The sequence below is a fragment of the Frondihabitans australicus genome (assembly GCF_003634555.1).
Taxonomy (GTDB): Bacteria; Actinomycetota; Actinomycetes; order Actinomycetales; family Microbacteriaceae; genus Frondihabitans; species Frondihabitans australicus.
Genome location: NZ_RBKS01000001.1, coordinates 1 through 15,633 on the forward strand (window position 1 = coordinate 1; position 15,633 = coordinate 15,633).

Annotated in this window: 13 protein-coding genes; 8 read left to right on the forward strand and 5 right to left on the reverse strand. The window is 70.5% G+C overall.

The genetic code is table 11. The features are described from left to right. The first annotated feature begins 223 nt into the window (after positions 1–223). From C8E83_RS00010 to C8E83_RS00030, 5 genes are all read left to right on the forward strand, one after another. Entirely contained in the window at positions 224–1,447 is a 1,224-nt protein-coding gene (locus C8E83_RS00010; RefSeq protein WP_121367845.1) for an Nramp family divalent metal transporter, read from the forward strand. 183 nt (positions 1,448–1,630) lie between these two features. After that, the gene (locus tag C8E83_RS00015; RefSeq protein WP_121367846.1) at positions 1,631–2,122 is read left to right on the forward strand and encodes a CarD family transcriptional regulator; all 492 of its coding nucleotides are present in this window, start codon (positions 1,631–1,633) and stop codon (positions 2,120–2,122) included. Between the two features lie 143 nt (positions 2,123–2,265). Continuing rightward, the gene (arfA, locus tag C8E83_RS00020; RefSeq protein WP_121367847.1) at positions 2,266–3,777 is read left to right on the forward strand and encodes an arabinosylfuranosidase ArfA; all 1,512 of its coding nucleotides are present in this window, start codon (positions 2,266–2,268) and stop codon (positions 3,775–3,777) included. Continuing rightward, the gene (locus tag C8E83_RS00025; RefSeq protein ID WP_245981294.1) at positions 3,770–4,858 is read left to right on the forward strand and encodes a LacI family DNA-binding transcriptional regulator; all 1,089 of its coding nucleotides are present in this window, start codon (positions 3,770–3,772) and stop codon (positions 4,856–4,858) included. The genes arfA and C8E83_RS00025 overlap by 8 nt, the downstream gene beginning before the upstream one ends. Positions 4,859–4,879: 21 nt before the next feature. Further along, positions 4,880–5,797 carry an aldose 1-epimerase family protein gene (locus tag C8E83_RS00030; RefSeq protein WP_121367849.1) on the forward strand — a complete coding sequence of 306 codons (918 nt, stop codon included), beginning with the start codon at positions 4,880–4,882 and terminating at the stop codon, positions 5,795–5,797. A gap of 23 nt (positions 5,798–5,820) precedes the next feature. On the opposite strand, the gene C8E83_RS00035 is transcribed toward C8E83_RS00030, so the two are convergent. The 3 genes from C8E83_RS00035 to C8E83_RS00045 form a co-directional block, all read right to left on the reverse strand. Beyond that, positions 5,821–6,726: a LamG domain-containing protein gene (locus C8E83_RS00035; RefSeq protein WP_245981296.1), complete on the reverse strand. Its 906-nt coding sequence runs from the start codon at positions 6,724–6,726 to the stop codon at positions 5,821–5,823. After that, complete coding sequence (locus C8E83_RS00040) at positions 6,723–7,565, reverse strand: signal peptidase I (RefSeq protein WP_170159797.1); 843 nt, start codon at positions 7,563–7,565, stop codon at positions 6,723–6,725. The genes C8E83_RS00035 and C8E83_RS00040 overlap by 4 nt, the downstream gene beginning before the upstream one ends. Before the next feature lie 168 nt (positions 7,566–7,733). Then, positions 7,734–8,384 carry a COG1361 family protein gene (locus tag C8E83_RS00045; protein WP_121367851.1) on the reverse strand — a complete coding sequence of 217 codons (651 nt, stop codon included), beginning with the start codon at positions 8,382–8,384 and terminating at the stop codon, positions 7,734–7,736. A gap of 248 nt (positions 8,385–8,632) precedes the next feature. Between C8E83_RS00045 and C8E83_RS00050 the strand changes: the two genes are divergently transcribed. After that, the gene (locus tag C8E83_RS00050) at positions 8,633–9,172 is read left to right on the forward strand and encodes a MarR family winged helix-turn-helix transcriptional regulator (RefSeq protein ID WP_170159798.1); all 540 of its coding nucleotides are present in this window, start codon (positions 8,633–8,635) and stop codon (positions 9,170–9,172) included. A 93-nt stretch (positions 9,173–9,265) separates the two neighbouring features. Here C8E83_RS00050 and C8E83_RS00055 read toward each other — a convergent pair whose 3' ends face one another. Then, positions 9,266–11,701 carry a right-handed parallel beta-helix repeat-containing protein gene (locus tag C8E83_RS00055; protein ID WP_121367853.1) on the reverse strand — a complete coding sequence of 812 codons (2,436 nt, stop codon included), beginning with the start codon at positions 11,699–11,701 and terminating at the stop codon, positions 9,266–9,268. Between the two features lie 223 nt (positions 11,702–11,924). Between C8E83_RS00055 and C8E83_RS00060 the strand changes: the two genes are divergently transcribed. Then, positions 11,925–13,313, forward strand: coding sequence for a hypothetical protein (locus tag C8E83_RS00060; protein WP_121367854.1), 1,389 nt, complete (start codon positions 11,925–11,927; stop codon positions 13,311–13,313). Here C8E83_RS00060 and C8E83_RS00065 read toward each other — a convergent pair. Further along, the gene (locus C8E83_RS00065; protein WP_170159799.1) at positions 13,202–14,695 is read right to left on the reverse strand and encodes a glycosyltransferase family 39 protein; all 1,494 of its coding nucleotides are present in this window, start codon (positions 14,693–14,695) and stop codon (positions 13,202–13,204) included. The genes C8E83_RS00060 and C8E83_RS00065 overlap by 112 nt on opposite strands. Positions 14,696–14,830: 135 nt before the next feature. On the opposite strand from C8E83_RS00065, the gene C8E83_RS00070 reads away from it, so the two are divergent. Next, complete coding sequence (locus tag C8E83_RS00070) at positions 14,831–15,496, forward strand: hypothetical protein (RefSeq protein ID WP_121367856.1); 666 nt, start codon at positions 14,831–14,833, stop codon at positions 15,494–15,496. The last annotated feature ends 137 nt before the right edge of the window (positions 15,497–15,633 follow it).

Consider the following 15,633-nt stretch of genomic DNA (forward strand, 5'->3'; position numbering starts at 1 on the left):
CGGCCAGATCCTCACCCTCTCGGCCCGTGGCTCCGACCTCCTGGCGAAGTCGCTCGAGGCGAACCACCGCGAGCTGCGCCGTCGCTTCGAGAGCTGGACGGACGAGGAGATCGACGCGCTCGCCACGGGCCTGGAGAGGTTCAACGAGGTCGGCGACGTCTGACCGTGCGCCCGTGTCGGCGGCACCCCGTACTCTGTGAGTCCCGAGCGGAACGGAGAGCGCGTGACCCTTCAGGCCGCACGTGCGCGCCCGGCGCCGCGCGTCGCCGCGCTGCTCGGCCCCGCCATCGTCGCGGGGGTCGCCTACCTCGACCCGGGCAACGTCGCCAGCAACATGACGGCGGGGGCGCTCTTCGGCTACCTGCTCGTCTGGGTCGTGCTCGCCGGAAACGCGACCGCGTGGCTCATCCAGTACCTCTCCGCGAAGCTCGGCATCGCCACCGGCGCCAGCCTGCCCGAGCTGCTCGGGCGGCGCATCGGCCGGCGGGGCGCGCGGATCGCGTTCTGGCTGCAGGCCGAGGTCGTCGCGATGGCCACCGACATCGCCGAGGTGATCGGCGGCGCCATCGCGCTGAACCTGCTGTTCGGGGTGCCGCTGCTCGTCGGCGGCATGGTGACTGGCGTCATCTCGCTCGCGCTGCTGCTCCTGCAGACCCGGGGTCGCGCTCAGTCGTTCGAACGGGTGGTGACCGGCATGGTCATCGTGATCGCTGTCGGCTTCTGCGCCGGGCTGGTCGTGGCTGGGCCCGACTGGGGGCAGGCGGCCGGCGGGCTCGTGCCGCGGTTCGAGGGGTCGCGCTCGCTGCTGCTGGCCGTGTCGATCCTCGGCGCGACGATCATGCCGCACGCCATCTACGCGCACTCGGCGCTGGCGCGCGACCGGTTCGACGGGTCTCCCGCCCCGAAGCGGCTGCTGCTGCGGGCGACCCGCATCGACGTCACGGTCGCGCTCGCCGTCGCCGGAACGGTCAACGTGGCGATCCTGCTCGTCGCCGCGGGCACGCTTCGCGGGGTGGCGGGCACCGGCACTCTGGAGGGGGCGTATGCCGCGCTCCTGAGTCATCTCGGCATCGTCGTCGCCACCCTCTTCGCCGTCGGGCTCCTGGCGTCGGGCCTCGCGTCGACATCGGTGGGGGCGTACGCCGGGTCGGAGATCATGCACGGTCTGCTGCACGTGCGCGTGCCGATCCTCTATCGCCGTCTGGTCACGCTGGTGCCCGCCCTCGTGCTGCTCGGGGTGGGCGTCGACCCCACCGCCGCGCTCGTGATCAGCCAGGTCGTCCTGTCGTTCGGCATCCCGTTCGCCCTGGTGCCGCTCGTGCTGTTCACGGCGTCGCGCCGGGTGATGGGGGAGCTGCGGAACCGCTGGTGGACCAGCGTCGTCGCCGGCGTCGCGGCGGCCGCGCTCATCGCGCTGAACGTGATCCTGCTCGTGCTCGTCGCATGATCGATTTTTGAGGTTCGCTCAGAGCGTCGGCCGCCCGAGGGGGAGCGCGGCATAATACCCCCCATTTATCGGGTAGAATGGCAAGACTGCCGAGATGATGCCCGGCATTGGTCGAAGCACTCAGGCACGAGATCACCTCGTGCCGGGCGCGAACTCTCACAACAGATCAAGAGGCACTACTAGATGATTTTCGAAGTAGGGGAGACCGTCGTGTACCCCCACCACGGCGCAGCCACCATCACCGCGGTGAAGACCCGCACCATCAAGGGCGCCGAGAAGAAATACATCACTCTGAGCGTGCACGCCAGCGACCTCGTCATCGAGCTGCCGGTCGACAACGTCGACCTGGTCGGCGTCCGTGACGTCATCGACGCCAAGGGCGTCGAGGCCGTCTTCGACGTGCTCCGCAGCGACCACGTCGAAGAGCCCGGCAACTGGTCGCGTCGCTTCAAGGCGAACACCGAGAAGATGGGCTCCGGCAGCGTCTACAGCGTCTCCGAGGTCGTGCGCGACCTCTGGCGTCGCGACCAAGACAGCGGTGTCTCCGCAGGTGAAAAGCGCATGCTGCTCAAGGCGCGCCAGGTGCTCATCTCCGAGCTCGCGCTCGCGCAGAAGTCCACCGACGAGGAGGCCTCGGCACTCCTCGACGAGGTGCTCGGCACCGTCGCGGTCTGACCCCGGTCGCACGAAGGCCCCCTCGCCCGTCTCGGGCAGGGGGCCTTCGTCGTGCGGGGCGTCGCCTCGCCCCTTGACGCGCGTGTACATCGTTGTAGAGAATCGAGCATTACAACGATGTACACGAGCCCTAAAGGAGCCCCATGACCCACGCCCGCCTCAGCCTCGACCCGTCGTTCGTGGTCGCCCCCGTCTCGCGCAAGACCTTCGGCACGTTCGTCGAGCACCTCGGTCGCTGCGTCTACGGCGGCATCCACGACCCCGGCCACCCCACCGCCGACGAGGACGGTTTCCGCGGCGATGTGATCGACTTCGTCCGCGAGCTCGGCATCTCGACGGTCCGCTACCCCGGCGGCAACTTCGTCTCCGGCTACCGGTGGGAGGACGGCATCGGCCCGGTCGCCGACCGCCCCGCGCGCAAAGACCTGGCGTGGCACTCCACCGAGCCCAACACCGTCGGCGTCGACGAGTTCATGCGCTGGGCGGCGAAGGCGGGCGTCGAGCCGATGATGGCGGTCAACCTGGGCACGAGGGGCGTGCAGGATGCCGTCGACCTCCTCGACTATACGAACGGCCGGGGCGGCTCGTTCCACTCCGACCTCCGGAAGAAGAACGGCTCCGCCGACCCCTACGGCGTGAAGATGTGGTGCCTCGGCAACGAGATGGACGGCCCGTGGCAGATCGGCCACAAGACGGCGTACGAGTACGGCCGGCTCGCCGCCGAGACCGCCCGCGCGATGCGCCTCGTCGACCCCGACCTGACCCTCGTGGCCTGCGGCTCCTCCGGCTCGAGCATGCCCACCTTCGGCACCTGGGAGCGCCAGGTGCTCGAGGAGGCCTACGACGACGTCGACCTCGTGTCGATGCACGCGTACTACTGGGAGGAGGACGGCGACCTCGCCAGCTTCCTCGCCTCGGGCGTCACGATGGACAACTTCATCGAGGACGTCGTCGCCAGCGTCGACCACGTGCGTGCCGCGAAGAAGGCGAAGAAGCGGATCAACGTCTCGTTCGACGAGTGGAACGTCTGGTACCTCACCGGCGAGGCGTCGCAGAACCCGACCGGCGACGACTGGCCGATCGCACCCGTGCTGCTCGAGGACCACTACTCCGTGGCCGACGCGGTCGTGGTCGGAGGCCTCCTCATCTCGCTCCTGCGCCACAGCGACCGCGTCGTGAGCGCCAGCCTCGCCCAGCTCGTCAACGTCATCGCGCCGATCATGACCGAGACCGGCGGCCGCTCGTGGAAGCAGACGACGTTCCACCCCTTCGCCCAGGCGTCGCGGTTCGCGACCGGCGACGTGCTGAGGGTCGAGGCCCAGTCGCCGACCCACGAGACGAAGAAGCAGGGCGACGTCGCCACCGTCGACTCCGTGGCGACGCACGATCCCGAGACCGGAGAACTCACCGTCTTCGCCATCAACCGCTCGCTCACCGACTCGGTCACGCTCGACGTCGACACGCGGGCGTTCGGCGCGATGCGCCTCGTCGAGGCGACGCAGCTGTCGAACCCCGACCCGTACCTGAAGGTCACCGTCGACACGGCCGACTCGGTGGCGCCGGTCGCGAACCCCGACACCGCCTGGAACGGCGCGGTGCTCGAGGTGACGATGCCGCCCCTGTCGTGGAACGTGGTGCGCCTGGCCCGTGCCTGAACCGGACAGCGCTGACGAGACCGGAGGCGCAGGAGCCCGCGGAATCGACCCCGTGCCTCCTGCGCCCCGCCCCGACCCCACCATGCGCGACGTCGCCGCCCGCGCCGGCGTCTCGGTGAAGACCGTCTCGAACTTCTTCAACGACTACCCGCACATGCGCCCGGAGACCCGGGCACGGATCGCCGCGGCCGTCGAGGAGCTCGACTACCGGGTGAACGCCAGCGCGCGGAGCCTCCGCGCCGGCCGCTCGGGGATGATCGCGCTGATCGTCCCCGAGCTGCAGGCGTACTTCGCCGAGCTGGCGCAGGACGTCATCGAGGCGGCCGCGCCGCACGGTCTCACGGTGCTCGTCGAGACGACGTCGGGCGACCGCGAGCGCGAGATCGAGGCCCTCGCGGGGGCCAGGCGGCAGCGGATCGACGGCGCGATCTTCGACCCCCTCGCACTCGGGCCCGACGACGTCGAGCACGTGCGCACCGGCCTGCCGCTCGTGATCATCGGCGAGCGGCAGTTCGACGGTCTCGCCGACCACGTGCTCATCGCCGACGTCGAGGTGGCTCGCACCGCCATGACCCATCTGCTCGAGACGGGCAGGCGCAGGATCCTGGTGGTCGGCTCCGCCCGCACGACCCCGTCGCACACCGCGGCCCTCCGCACCCGCGGGTGCGACCTCGCCCTCCGAGACGCCGGCCTCGAGCTCGATCCCGGGCTGATCGCCGCCGCGGTGCCCTGGACCCGCGCGGGCGGAGCCGACGCCGTGACCGAGGCGCTGGGCTCCGGGACCAGGTTCGACGCGGTGCTCGCCTTCAACGACATCCTCGCGCTGGGTGCCCAGTTCGCACTCTTCGAGGCGGGTCTGCGCGTCCCCGAGGACGTCGCCGTGGTCGGGATCGACGACACCGAGGACGCCCGCTACGCCACCCCGCAGCTCACGTCGATCTCGCCCGGCCGGGCCGAGATCGCGCGTCGGGCGGTCGACCTGCTCGTCGACCGGATAGCGTCGCCGGGGGAGCCGTTCGTCCAGGTCACGGTCGACTACGAGCTGAAAGTCCGCCGCTCCAGCAGCAGCGCCTCCTCCTGACACCACCCCGAAAGGCCCGCCATGACCACGCCTCTCTCCGGCACCCCGATCACCCTCCGCCGCGGCCGCTACGAGGCGCACGTCGCCAGCGTCGGCGCCAGCCTCCGCAGCCTCACCGTCGACGGCCGCGACCTCGTCGTGCCGTTCGAGGCCGACGAGATCCGGCCCGTGTTCCGCGGCGCGATCCTGGCCCCCTGGCCGAATCGCATCGTCGACGGCACGTACTCGTTCGACGGCGCCGAGTACCAGCTCGCCCTCACCGAGCCGTCCCGCGGCCACGCCCTCCACGGACTCCTCGCCTGGGCCGACTGGGCGGTCGTCTCCGCGACCGACGCCGAGGCCGTCCTGCGGGCCCACGTCGTGCCGAGCGACGGCTACCCGTGGCCGATCGCTGTCACGGTCACCTACGTGCTCGGCGACGACGGCCTCACGACGACCGTCGAGGCCGTCAACGAGGGGCGCGACGCAGCCCCGTGGGGCACCGCACCGCACCCGTACCTCAGCGCAGGCATCGGTCGCGTCGACGACTGGACGCTCACCCTCCCGGCGGGGAGCTATCTCGAGGTGACCGACGACCGCCTCATCGGCGTGGGCGTGAAGCCGGTCACGGAGCGGGCCGGATTCGACTTCCGTGAGGGCCACGCCATCGGCGACCTCTTCGTCGACCACTGCTTCACCGACCTGGCGCGCGACGAGACGGGCGCCGCGACGGTGACCGTGGCGTCGCCCGACGGCGCCGGAGGGCGCATGACGTTCGGCACCGAGCTGCCGTGGGTGCAGATCCACACGGCCGACCGCCCCGAGGCCGACCTGAACCGTCTGGGGCTCGCCGTCGAGCCGATGACCTGCCCGCCCGAGGCGTTCACCACCGGCGAGGACCTCGTGGTCCTCGCCCCGGGTGCGTCGCATCGCGCGAGCTGGACGATCGCCGACCTCTGAGCGAGGCGCCGCCTGGCGCCGCGTCAGCGCCCGGCGTTGTAGTGGTTCTGGATCTGCGTCGTCGTGAGCACCGTGGAGTACACCGACGCCCAGCGCAGGCTGCCGGTGTAGAAGAGGTTCGACGGCGCGTTCGGCCAGCCGGAGAGCGAGTCGTAGCCGATCCGCCAGTAGCCGGTGAAGTTCTGCGCCACCGTGTAGGTGCTGTTCGACGCGACGAGGGCGCCGTCGAGGTACAGGTTCATGCCGGTGGAGGCCGAGAAGGTCGCCACGGCCTGATGCCAGGCGCCGTCGGTCACCGCCGACGGCGACGTGATCGTCTTCGTCGCGGAGTTGTACGTGCCGAACACGAGCTTGCCGGTGGAGTCGATGTACAGGTGCCGGTCGTAGCTCCCCGAGGCGCCCGTCTGGGACGATCCGAAGCCGATCAGCTTGCCTCCTGCGACCGTGGTCTTGAACCAGATCTCGAGGCTGAACGTCTGCGGGTTGGCGAACGATGTCGCGGTCGACACGTAGCTCGTCGAGCCGTTGAGCACGTAGGCGCCGCCTGTGTCGCGGGAGCACGCGATCGGGGTCGCGGTCGACGTCGTCATCGCGCCGCGGTAGGTGCCGGGGTAGGCGCCGGAGTCGGTGTCGACCGCTGTCGTCGAGTTCGACGGCTCGTTCAGCGGCAGGGTGAAGAGGGAGGAGGCGCGATCGGCGGCGAGGGCTCCGGCGCAGGTGAAGTACGGAGCCGTCCCCGACACGTTGGACGTGTTGGTCACGCTGGCGACGTAGCCCGAGAACGAGCCCGGTGCGGCGAACAGGCCCGCAGCCAGCGCGAGCGACGCCGCCCCGGCGATCAGGAGCCCCGAGCGCCGGAACAGCCCCGCGCGCCAGAACAGCCCCGAGCGCCGCAGGAGTCCGGAGCGCCGCAGGAGGCGAGCGCTCACGCGGCGGACTCCTCGTCCGGCGTCGACGGGAGCCCGACGATGAGCGTCCAGAGCAGAGGGATCGCGCAGATGGCGCCGAACAGGATCCACTCGAGCAGGGTCAGGTGGAGCGCCGACGAGAGCGCGTAGTGGCCGGAGCCGACGGAGGCCGGCACCGTGACCGTGCCGACCTGCCCGGCGGAGAGGTTCACGCTCGAGCCGCCCTGGGCGGTCGCCGTGATCGGCAGGATCCCGGTGGAGACGATCGTCGCGCTGACCCCGGCCTTCGTGGCCTGGGTGGTGAGCACCACGAGGCCGACGAACGGTCGCAGCACGTAGACGGTGACGGACAGCAGCATCGAGAAGCCGAGGATCCGGAACGACTGCCGACGCGCCCGGTTGGCGATGAGCCGAGTGGCGAACATCACGAACGCGAACCCGACGCCGAGGATCGGCAGCCCGCGCACGAGCCAGCCGACGGCCGGGAGGATCGTCGTGGTCTCGCCGATGAGGTCCTTCTGGTGCAGCTTCCAGCCGTCGTCGGCGCCGTTGATGTCGCCGCGGGTGGAGATGCCCGAGGCGTCGATCGCCGCGATGCGGTGGGTGTACACCGAGGAGGGCTCGGTGGGCGGGTGGAACGTGATGATGTCGCCGACTCGCAGATCCTGCGCCTTCACCGGCGTCGAGAGGACGAGCGTTCCGACCGGGGCGGTGGTGCCCATGGAGGGCGTCTCGACGATGAACCAGCGGCCGCCCTGGGCGTGGAACACGAGGGCGAGGACGACGAGGGCGGTGACGAGCGAAGCCCCCGCCCAGATCAGAAGGGTCTGAACTCGGTGGCCTCGGGGGGGATCGGCCACGGGTGTCGGACCCGAATGTCCGTCGCCCGTCGAGGCGGGGGGAACCTCGAGGGTGGTGACGTCCGACATGAGTTCTGTTCTCTTCTGCCCGGGTGGGGGCTTCGGGTGGTTCGCCGGGCGGGTCCGCGGGCTGTGCGGACCCGACCGGCGAGTCTTGCGGGCCTACTGCTAGCTGTTGTAGGTCCAGGTCATCGGCTGCGAGGCCGAGAGACCCTGGTAGGTGTTGCCGGCGCTCGAGGGGAGCGTGACGGCGATCGAGAAGGTGGTCGAGGCGCCCGCGGCCTGCACCGGGAGGCTGATCGCGCCCTTGGCGGCGAACGCGGCGAGGGTGCCGGTGAAGACGCTCGACGAGGTGGTCGTGTTGGTGATCGCGACCGTCATCTGCGAGCAGAGGTCGGTGGCGGTACCGTTCAGCGCGCCGTTGGTGCCCTGCGTGCAGGCGCCGCCGGTGAGGGTGAAGGTGTTCGCCGTGACGGTGCCGGTGTTGTTGATCTTGATCGAGGTGGTGACCGTCTGGCCGGGGATCATCGTCGTCGACCCGCCGTACTTGTTGATGGTCGCGCAGGAGTACGAGTTGGTCGAGATGCCGCCGGTGCCGTCGGTCGAGTTGCACGAGACGGTGCCGGCCGCGTTCTGCTCCTGCATCACCAGGGCGCCGGAAGCGGCGGTGTTGCTGGAGTTCGTGATGCTGGCGACGAAGCCCGACAGGGTGCCGGACATCGAGACCGAGAGGAGGACCGCGCCGAGCACGCCGGTGGCGATGGCGAGGGGGGCGAAACGGAGGCGCTTGGCCTTCGCGACGTTCTGGGTGCTGGACATGCCTGATTCCTTGATGGTTGAGGTTGTGGTCTCGAGTGAGAGTCTCGATGAGTGGTTTGTGGGAGCCGGTTGATTGCTCACTTGTGAAGCTACTCAATGATGGGGATACACGGTCGTCGGCCAAAACCCCCACTAGTGGGGCAAATCCGACCCCCCTCTCTCCTGCGAATATGTACGTGGGCCACAAAGCCCGTCCGTGTTCCCCCGCACGCGTATCCCTCCCGACTTCTCTGCACCAGGAGTGCCCCGTGACCATCCCCGTTCCCGTCCCCGAACCAGCGGACGAGACGCCGACCCCTCGCGACGAGCAGCTCACCCGCGAGAGCCCCGTCGTGCAGGCCGTCGCCGCCGCCACCGCGGCCGCCGACGCCGCACACCGCCGGCTCCGCACCGTCTTCGCCGCGAGCGTCGGCCTCAGCCCGCTCGAGTTCAACGCGCTCATGCACGTCGGCGCGGTCGCCGATCTGACCCCGAAGGCGCTCGCCGCCCACCTCGACATCACCACGGGCGCCGTGACCGCCATGACCGATCGGCTGGTCGGCGCGGGCCTCGTCGAGCGCGAGCCGAACCCGAACGACCGCCGCAGCCTCCTGCTGGCCCTCACGGCCACGGGCGCGCGTGCGCGTCAGAGCATGATCGACCAGTACCACGACGCCATCGCCCGCGCGCTCGAGTCGAGCCCCGACGTGCGCATCGAGCGCCTCGTCGCGGTCCTCGACAACACCGCCTCGGCGATCGGCGAGACCTCCGACGCCATCGAGGGCACGCCCACGATCCACCCGCGCTGAGCGCATCCCGCCGCACGACGAGAGCCCCGCCGACCGAGAAGGTCGAGCGGGGCTCTGTCGTGGGCGCAGGATCGGGGAGGCCGCCCGTCAGGGCTAGAACGCCCCGATGTGCTTGAGCCCCGCGGACTGCCCGATGAGCGTCGCGATGTCGGAGGGCAGGGGCGTCGCGGTCGAGGGCGCCGCGGCGGACAGTGCCGACGTCATCTGCGAGAGCGTGAGCGCCTCGTCGGTCTGCTGGTTGACCCACGAGACCCCGGCGACCTGGTTCAGCTGCTCGGGCGATTGCACGTGGACGTAGTCGCCCGTCGTCGCCGAGGTTCCCCAGGCGACGAGCGTGGGGTTGCTCGTCGTCACGCGGCGGTTGAACATGTTGCCCGTGATGGTCACCTGCTTGTCGACCATGTCGAGACCGTAGATCTGGTAGCCGTTGCCGCTCGTCCCGAAGGCGTTGTTCTCGATCTGCACGCCCTTCGTGAGCCACGGAACCGTCGGGTCGGGGTTCGGCTGCCTGGGGTCGTGGCCGGGCACGCTGGTCTGCGCCGCGGTCCGGGAGTCCTGGGCGAGCCGGATCGCGAAGGTGGTCGCGCTGCCGAGGGAGTTGTTGATGATCCTGACGTCGCCGGTGTCGATGATGTTGATGTCGGCGCCGGAGCCGGTGACCGTGTTGTCGGCGATGAGCACCTTCTGCGAGAGCTCGATCGAGAACCCGTCGTCGGTGTTGTCGGTGGCGGTGTTGCCGGTCACGGTGACGTCGTAGCAGGACTCGTCGCACCAGAACCCGGTGGAGTCGTTCCCGTCGAAGACGTTGTCGCTGACCGTCACGCCGCGCGACCTGGTCACCTTGACCCCGCCCGAGACGGGCGCGGCCTTGAAGTGCGAGAAGTTGTTGTCGTCGATCTCCGAGTTGGTCAGTGAGAAGCCGTAGGAGGCGTTGACGCCGACGCCGAGCATGCCGGCGCGCTTCACGGTGACGTGGTCGAGAGCGCCACCGTTGTTCGACACGTTGATGCCGATGTAGGAGGTGTCGTCGATCTCGACGTTCTGCACCTTCGCTCCGGTGTTCTCGAAGCGCACCGCCCCGATGGTCGCGGCGGTGCTGGCGTAGCGCCGCACGCCGATGCCGAGGAGCGTGTCGTTGGTCGACTTGAAGTAGAGCGCCTGGCTCTGGTTCGAGATGCGGAGGTCGTGGCCCGTGGGGTCGGTGCCGATCGTGATCGTCCGGCCCGAGGGGTCGGCGTAGAAGTCGCCGGCCTTCACGTCGGTGGCCGTCGCCACCTGCGTCATCTGCGAGCCGTCGAGGAACGCCATGTCCATGCGCGCCGCGAGCGGGTCGGTCGGCGACACGTAGCGGGGGTTGTCGGCGATGCCGTCGATGGCGTTGCTCGGGAAGAAGCTCCACGGGGTGGTCCAGCCGTGTGCCGTCCTGGTCCAGCTCGTCACGGCCTGCGAGCCGTCCATCCAGACCGCCTCGTGCGGGTACGCCTGGATCGTGAGCGACTTCGACGTCGGGACGGTCACCGACTCGTTGTAGACGCCGGCCCGCATCACGATCGTCTGCCCCGAGGCCGCCGCGTCGACGGCGTGCGCCAGCGTGCGGAACGGTGAGGTGAGGCCGCCCGAGGCGGAATCGTCACCCGCAGGGGAGACGTAGAGGGCGCCGGCGGGCGGGGCGTAGTCGGTGGTGCCGATGGTCGCTGCTCCTGCGCTGGGATCGGCGTCGGTCGGCGGCGTCGAGACGACCGGCGGGCTGGTCGTCGTCGGCCCGGTCGCCGACTCGGGGTCGGCGGTGGCGGTGAAGTCGTCGACGGCGTTCTGGATCACGGGGCGGTTCGACGCGCTGGCGTACTCCCAGAAGCCGAGGTGGCCGCGCGCGGCGATCCGCGAGGATGACGAGTCGACCGTCTGGATCTGCCACCACGGGGCGGTGCCGGTGGTCCAGGCACGGCCGCGGACCGTCACCGGCGACGTGCCGGTCACCTCGTACTCGACGTGGACGCTGGCCCACGGCGCGACCGTGAACGGCAGCTTCACCGTCGCCAGGTTGCGCTCGGCCTTCTTGTTGACGCGCGAGATCGAGAGGACGGCCGTGCCGGTGCTGCCGAAGGTGAGGCGGCCGCGGTAGCGCGAGCCGTCGCTCTGGGTGCGCAGCTCGAGCGCCGTGTAGAGGCCGGCCCGCTGGTTCGGCGCGGTCACGACCGCGGACAGGTCGAGGTCGCCCGCCGTCGCGCGGCCGAGGGTCGCCGTCGCCGAGTTGCCGTGCTTGAGGTTCGAGATGATCCCGCGCCCGCCGGAGACCGAGAACCTGGCCGACCCGGCCTTCGACGTCGACCATCCGCCACCCGTGGGGGCAGTGCCCCAGCCCGACGACACCGAGCGGGCGAAGAGGTCGCTCGCGACCGTCGTGGGCGTCGCGCTCGCGAGCTGGGACGGCACGATGGCGGCCACGAGCACGCCCACCGCGAGACCGAGAGCCGGCGCGATCGTCTTGCGGAAGCGCGCGGGCCTTTGGCGGTGGGCTGGAGACTTCACACGGGGCTCGTTTCGTTGACGGCGACGACTGGTGAGGAATGCGGAGCCATGACCCCCGGAAGGGGGACACCGAAAGATTCGACAACTATAGCCCCGATATGCATTCAGCCTTCCGGATCAGCAAAAATGCAGACAGCCCCCGTCGGGGTGGGGCCCGAACGGGGTACAGCGCCAGGGCACACGGGGGCTTCGACGAATCCTCGCCTGCGCTTATGCTCGTCGGATGACCGACATCGACGAGGCTCCCCGAAGAGTCCGCGCCGGGTCCCCGACCCGCTCGCTCGTCACGGCCCGGATCCTCCGCGGCCGCGACCGGGTGATCACCGACCAGGTGGTCCGCGCGCTCGCGGCCGCCAGCGTCGTGGTGCTCGCCATGCGCATCACCCTTCCCCAGAGCGTCCTGGTCGGCTACCTCGTGGCCGCCGCGTTCTTCCCGCTCTGGCTCGGCACCGTGCGCCGGTACCGCTTCGCCCCGCTGATCCTGGCCACGGGCGCCCTGGCCGTCGTCTCGAGCCTCTGGCTGCAGATCGCAGGATCGGGCACCCGCACGGTCGACACCAGCATCGCCACGTCGACGACCGTCCTCCTCATCGGGTCGCTGCTCGGCGTCGGGCTGCTGCTCTGGGCGCGCTCCGTCCTCTCGCCGTCCTGGGTCGCGTTCTGGTTCGGGATCGGCCTGTTCCTCTCCATCGCGCCGTCGTCGAGCCTGTTCCACTCGAACCCGTGGAAGTTCGGGTTCTACTTCCCGGTCGCGATCACGTTCCTCGCGCTGGCGAGGATGACCCGGCGCTGGTGGGCCGAGGTGCTGGTGCTTCTGGCGCTGACCGGGATCTCGGCGGTGACGGATGCCCGGTCGGCGTTCGGCCTGCTCCTGCTCGCCGCCGTGCTCGTCGTGGCGCAGCTACCGTTCTTCCGCGCCGGGCACAAGGGCTCGGCGATCCTGGTCTTCGCCGGTCTCGTCGTCGTGTCGATCGTCGTGTGGGTCGTCGGCCAGGCTGCCATCCTCGGCGGCTACCTCGGGTCGGCGACGCAGGCGCGGTCGCTGGCGCAGGTGCAGGCGTCGGGCTCGCTGATCCTCGGCGGACGCCCGGAGCTCGCCGCGACGCTCGGCCTGATGCGCTCGAACCCCGGCGGGTACGGCGCGGGCGTCGCCCCCAGCTGGGCGGACATCGGCGTCGCGAAGTCGGCCCTGGCGGCGATCGGCTACGACCCCGACAACAACTACGTCGACTCGTACATGTTCGGCGGGCACTTCGAACTGCACTCCGTCTTCGGCGACCTCTGGGCCGAGGCCGGCATCGTGGGGCTGCTCTTCGTGGCGGTGACCCTGATCGCCCTGCTGTGGAGCCTCAGCCGGCGCATCGCTGACGGCACGGCCAGCGGCATATCGGTCTTCATGACGGCGACGGCCATCTGGTTCACGCTCTTCGGCCCGTGGCAGACCGACGCGCCGTACATCGTCCTCGCGATCGCGCTGGCGGCGGTGCCGCGGAGGCCTCGTCAGCGGACGAACTCGACCACGCTGTCGGAAGGCCCGCGCCAGGTCGTCGAGGCCCGGAAGCCCGCTTTCTCCAGCAGCGCGTCGTCGGCGTCCGCGCCCGACGCCGGGTAGTCGCTCGGCCGGATCACCCACACGGCCGAGAGGCCGTCGAGCCGTGACGTCGAGGACGCGAGCGGGTACGACGTGCCGCGGAGCGTCGCATCCTGCGCACCCGTCGTGCGCAGCGTGACGTCGACGAGGCCGTCGAACGCGCTCGGGTAGGCCGTGTCGATGTACCGCGTGGTGCGGCCGATCGCGGTGTCGGCCGTCGGCTCCAGCGGCGAGAAGTAGACCCCCTCGCCCGCCTTCGCGCGCGCGCCGACGAAGCCGGCCACCTGAGACCAGTCGGCGTCGCTCTTGCCGGTGGTCTGGCGCTGCGACACGTAGATGGGCACGCTGAGGCCGGCGATCGCCACCAGCGCCGTGATCCGCCCGATCTCCCAGGGGATCGCCCGCAGGCCCAGGGCGATCGCCAGGGCCACCGCCGGTGCGGCGAAGGTGAAGTACCGCGAGTTGTAGAGGGGGCTCACCGCCGCCGAGTAGCCGATGGCGATCAGGGTGGGCAGCAGGATCCAGGGCAGCGTCGCCGCGACCCCCGGCCGAGCCCCCGGCTCGCGGAGAGCCCGCAGCACCCCGGCGACCACCAGCACCCACCCGATGACGGCCATGACCACGGCCGCGACGGCCCACGCCGACGTGCCCTGGTCGCTCTGCGTGACGGGGGTCGGCGTCGCGCCGAGGAACCACTGGTTGATCAGCGCCTGCCTCGCCATGGTGGCCAGCGAGAGCGCGTTGTCGCCGAGCTGTCCCTTCTGCGAGGCGGCCTCGAGGACGACCGGCGACGCGGCGAGCGTGCCGGCGGCGGCCGCGGCCAGCCAGAGGAGGCGGACTCGCCAGCGGGTGCGCGTGAGGAGCACGGTGGCCAGGTGCGCGACGACCAGGAGGGCGACGTAGATGTTGATCGCGATGCCGAGAGCGACGAGGACGCCGTAGACCGGCCAGCGCCAGCGACCGCTGCGGAGGGCGGTCACGAGGAGGACGGTCGCCCACACCGCGATCGTCGCGCTGAGTCCGAAGGAGCGCGCCTCGATGCCCATCCAGGTGATGCGGGGGAGCACGATCGCGATGATCGCCGCCTCGACGGCGACGTCGGCGCGGCCGACGGCCACCGCCAGGACGTACACGCCCACGACGGCGCCGCCGGTGGCGAGAGCGCTCGGGATCCGCAGCGCCACCTCGGAGTAGCCGAAGACTCCCGACCAGACGTGGATGAAGAGGTAGTAGAGCGCGTGGACGGCGTCGTGGTGGCTCACCAGGGCGAACAGCTCGGGCAGCGTGCGCCGGGCCGCCGAGATGGTCGCGGCCTCGTCGGTCCAGAGCGAGACGTTCCAGGAGCCGAGGAACGCCACCACCGCACCGACCGCACCGAGGGCCGCCGCGAGTGCCCCGGACACGGGTATCGGACGTCGGCGGCGGGCGTGCGATGATGAGGAGGCCACGGTCCGGTCATGCTAACAGCAGGTGTCGCTCGGCCCGTCGCGACACCGTCAGCCAGCGCCCGAATCGCTGCGTCTCGCCAAGGAGCCGGCATGTCCGACAACTCTTCCCCCCAGCCCGCCGCCCGACGGATCACGAGGCGCGGCGTCATCGTCGTCTCGGCCATCGTGGTCGTCGTCGCCCTCGTCGTCGTCTTCCTGATCCGGTCGCTCGACCCGTCGCACGACCCTGCGCCATCGATCTCGCAGTCGGTCCTGCCGACGCCGACGCCGTCGTCCGTCTACACGCCGGCCCCGACCACGAAGGCTCCGGCGGCGACCGGGAAGGTCGTCACGCCGACGGGCACGGCCAAGCCGGGCACCCAGGCGAAGGCCGTCCCCCTCACCGCCACGGCGACCCCGGTCTCCGGCGTCCACGTCACCCTCGCGCACCTCCAGGCCGTCCAGGGCAAGGGCGACGGGGTGGGGGAGATCTCCGGACCCGCGATCCGGTTCGACGTCGTGTTCCAGAACGACACCTCGGCCGCCATCCCGCTGTCGAGCGTCGTCGTCAACGTCACCTACGGCTCGTCGAAGACGCCGGCCGACGAGCTGACCAGCAACGAGAAGCCGCTTCCCGCCTCCATCGACAAGGGCCAGTCCGGCACGGGCACCTACACGTTCACGCTGCCGGAGGCCGACCGCTCCGACGTCCAGATCACGGTCGACTACCACGTCGGGATCCCGATCACGGTCTTCTCGGGCAGCGCCCCCAGGTAGGGGGTCACGGCGTGTCCCCCTTTAGGGGGGGATGGCACCTGAGTGGGGGTCATCTATAGTCGGGGTATTGCCATGGGACCCGAAACTCATGGCGACTGTGAGCCCGACACTCACCTCGCACCCACGTGATCCCGAAA

Excerpts from the sequence above, each read along its gene's own strand:
- C8E83_RS00015 (WP_121367846.1), top strand. The coding sequence starts at position 1,631 with ATGATTTTCGAAGTAGGGGAGACCGTCGTGTACCCCCACCACGGCGCA.
- arfA (WP_121367847.1), top strand. The coding sequence starts at position 2,266 with ATGACCCACGCCCGCCTCAGCCTCGACCCGTCGTTCGTGGTCGCCCCC.
- C8E83_RS00030 (WP_121367849.1), top strand. The coding sequence starts at position 4,880 with ATGACCACGCCTCTCTCCGGCACCCCGATCACCCTCCGCCGCGGCCGC.
- C8E83_RS00045 (WP_121367851.1), bottom strand. The coding sequence starts at position 8,384 with ATGTCCAGCACCCAGAACGTCGCGAAGGCCAAGCGCCTCCGTTTCGCC.
- C8E83_RS00060 (WP_121367854.1), top strand. The coding sequence starts at position 11,925 with ATGACCGACATCGACGAGGCTCCCCGAAGAGTCCGCGCCGGGTCCCCG.
- C8E83_RS00070 (WP_121367856.1), top strand. The coding sequence starts at position 14,831 with ATGTCCGACAACTCTTCCCCCCAGCCCGCCGCCCGACGGATCACGAGG.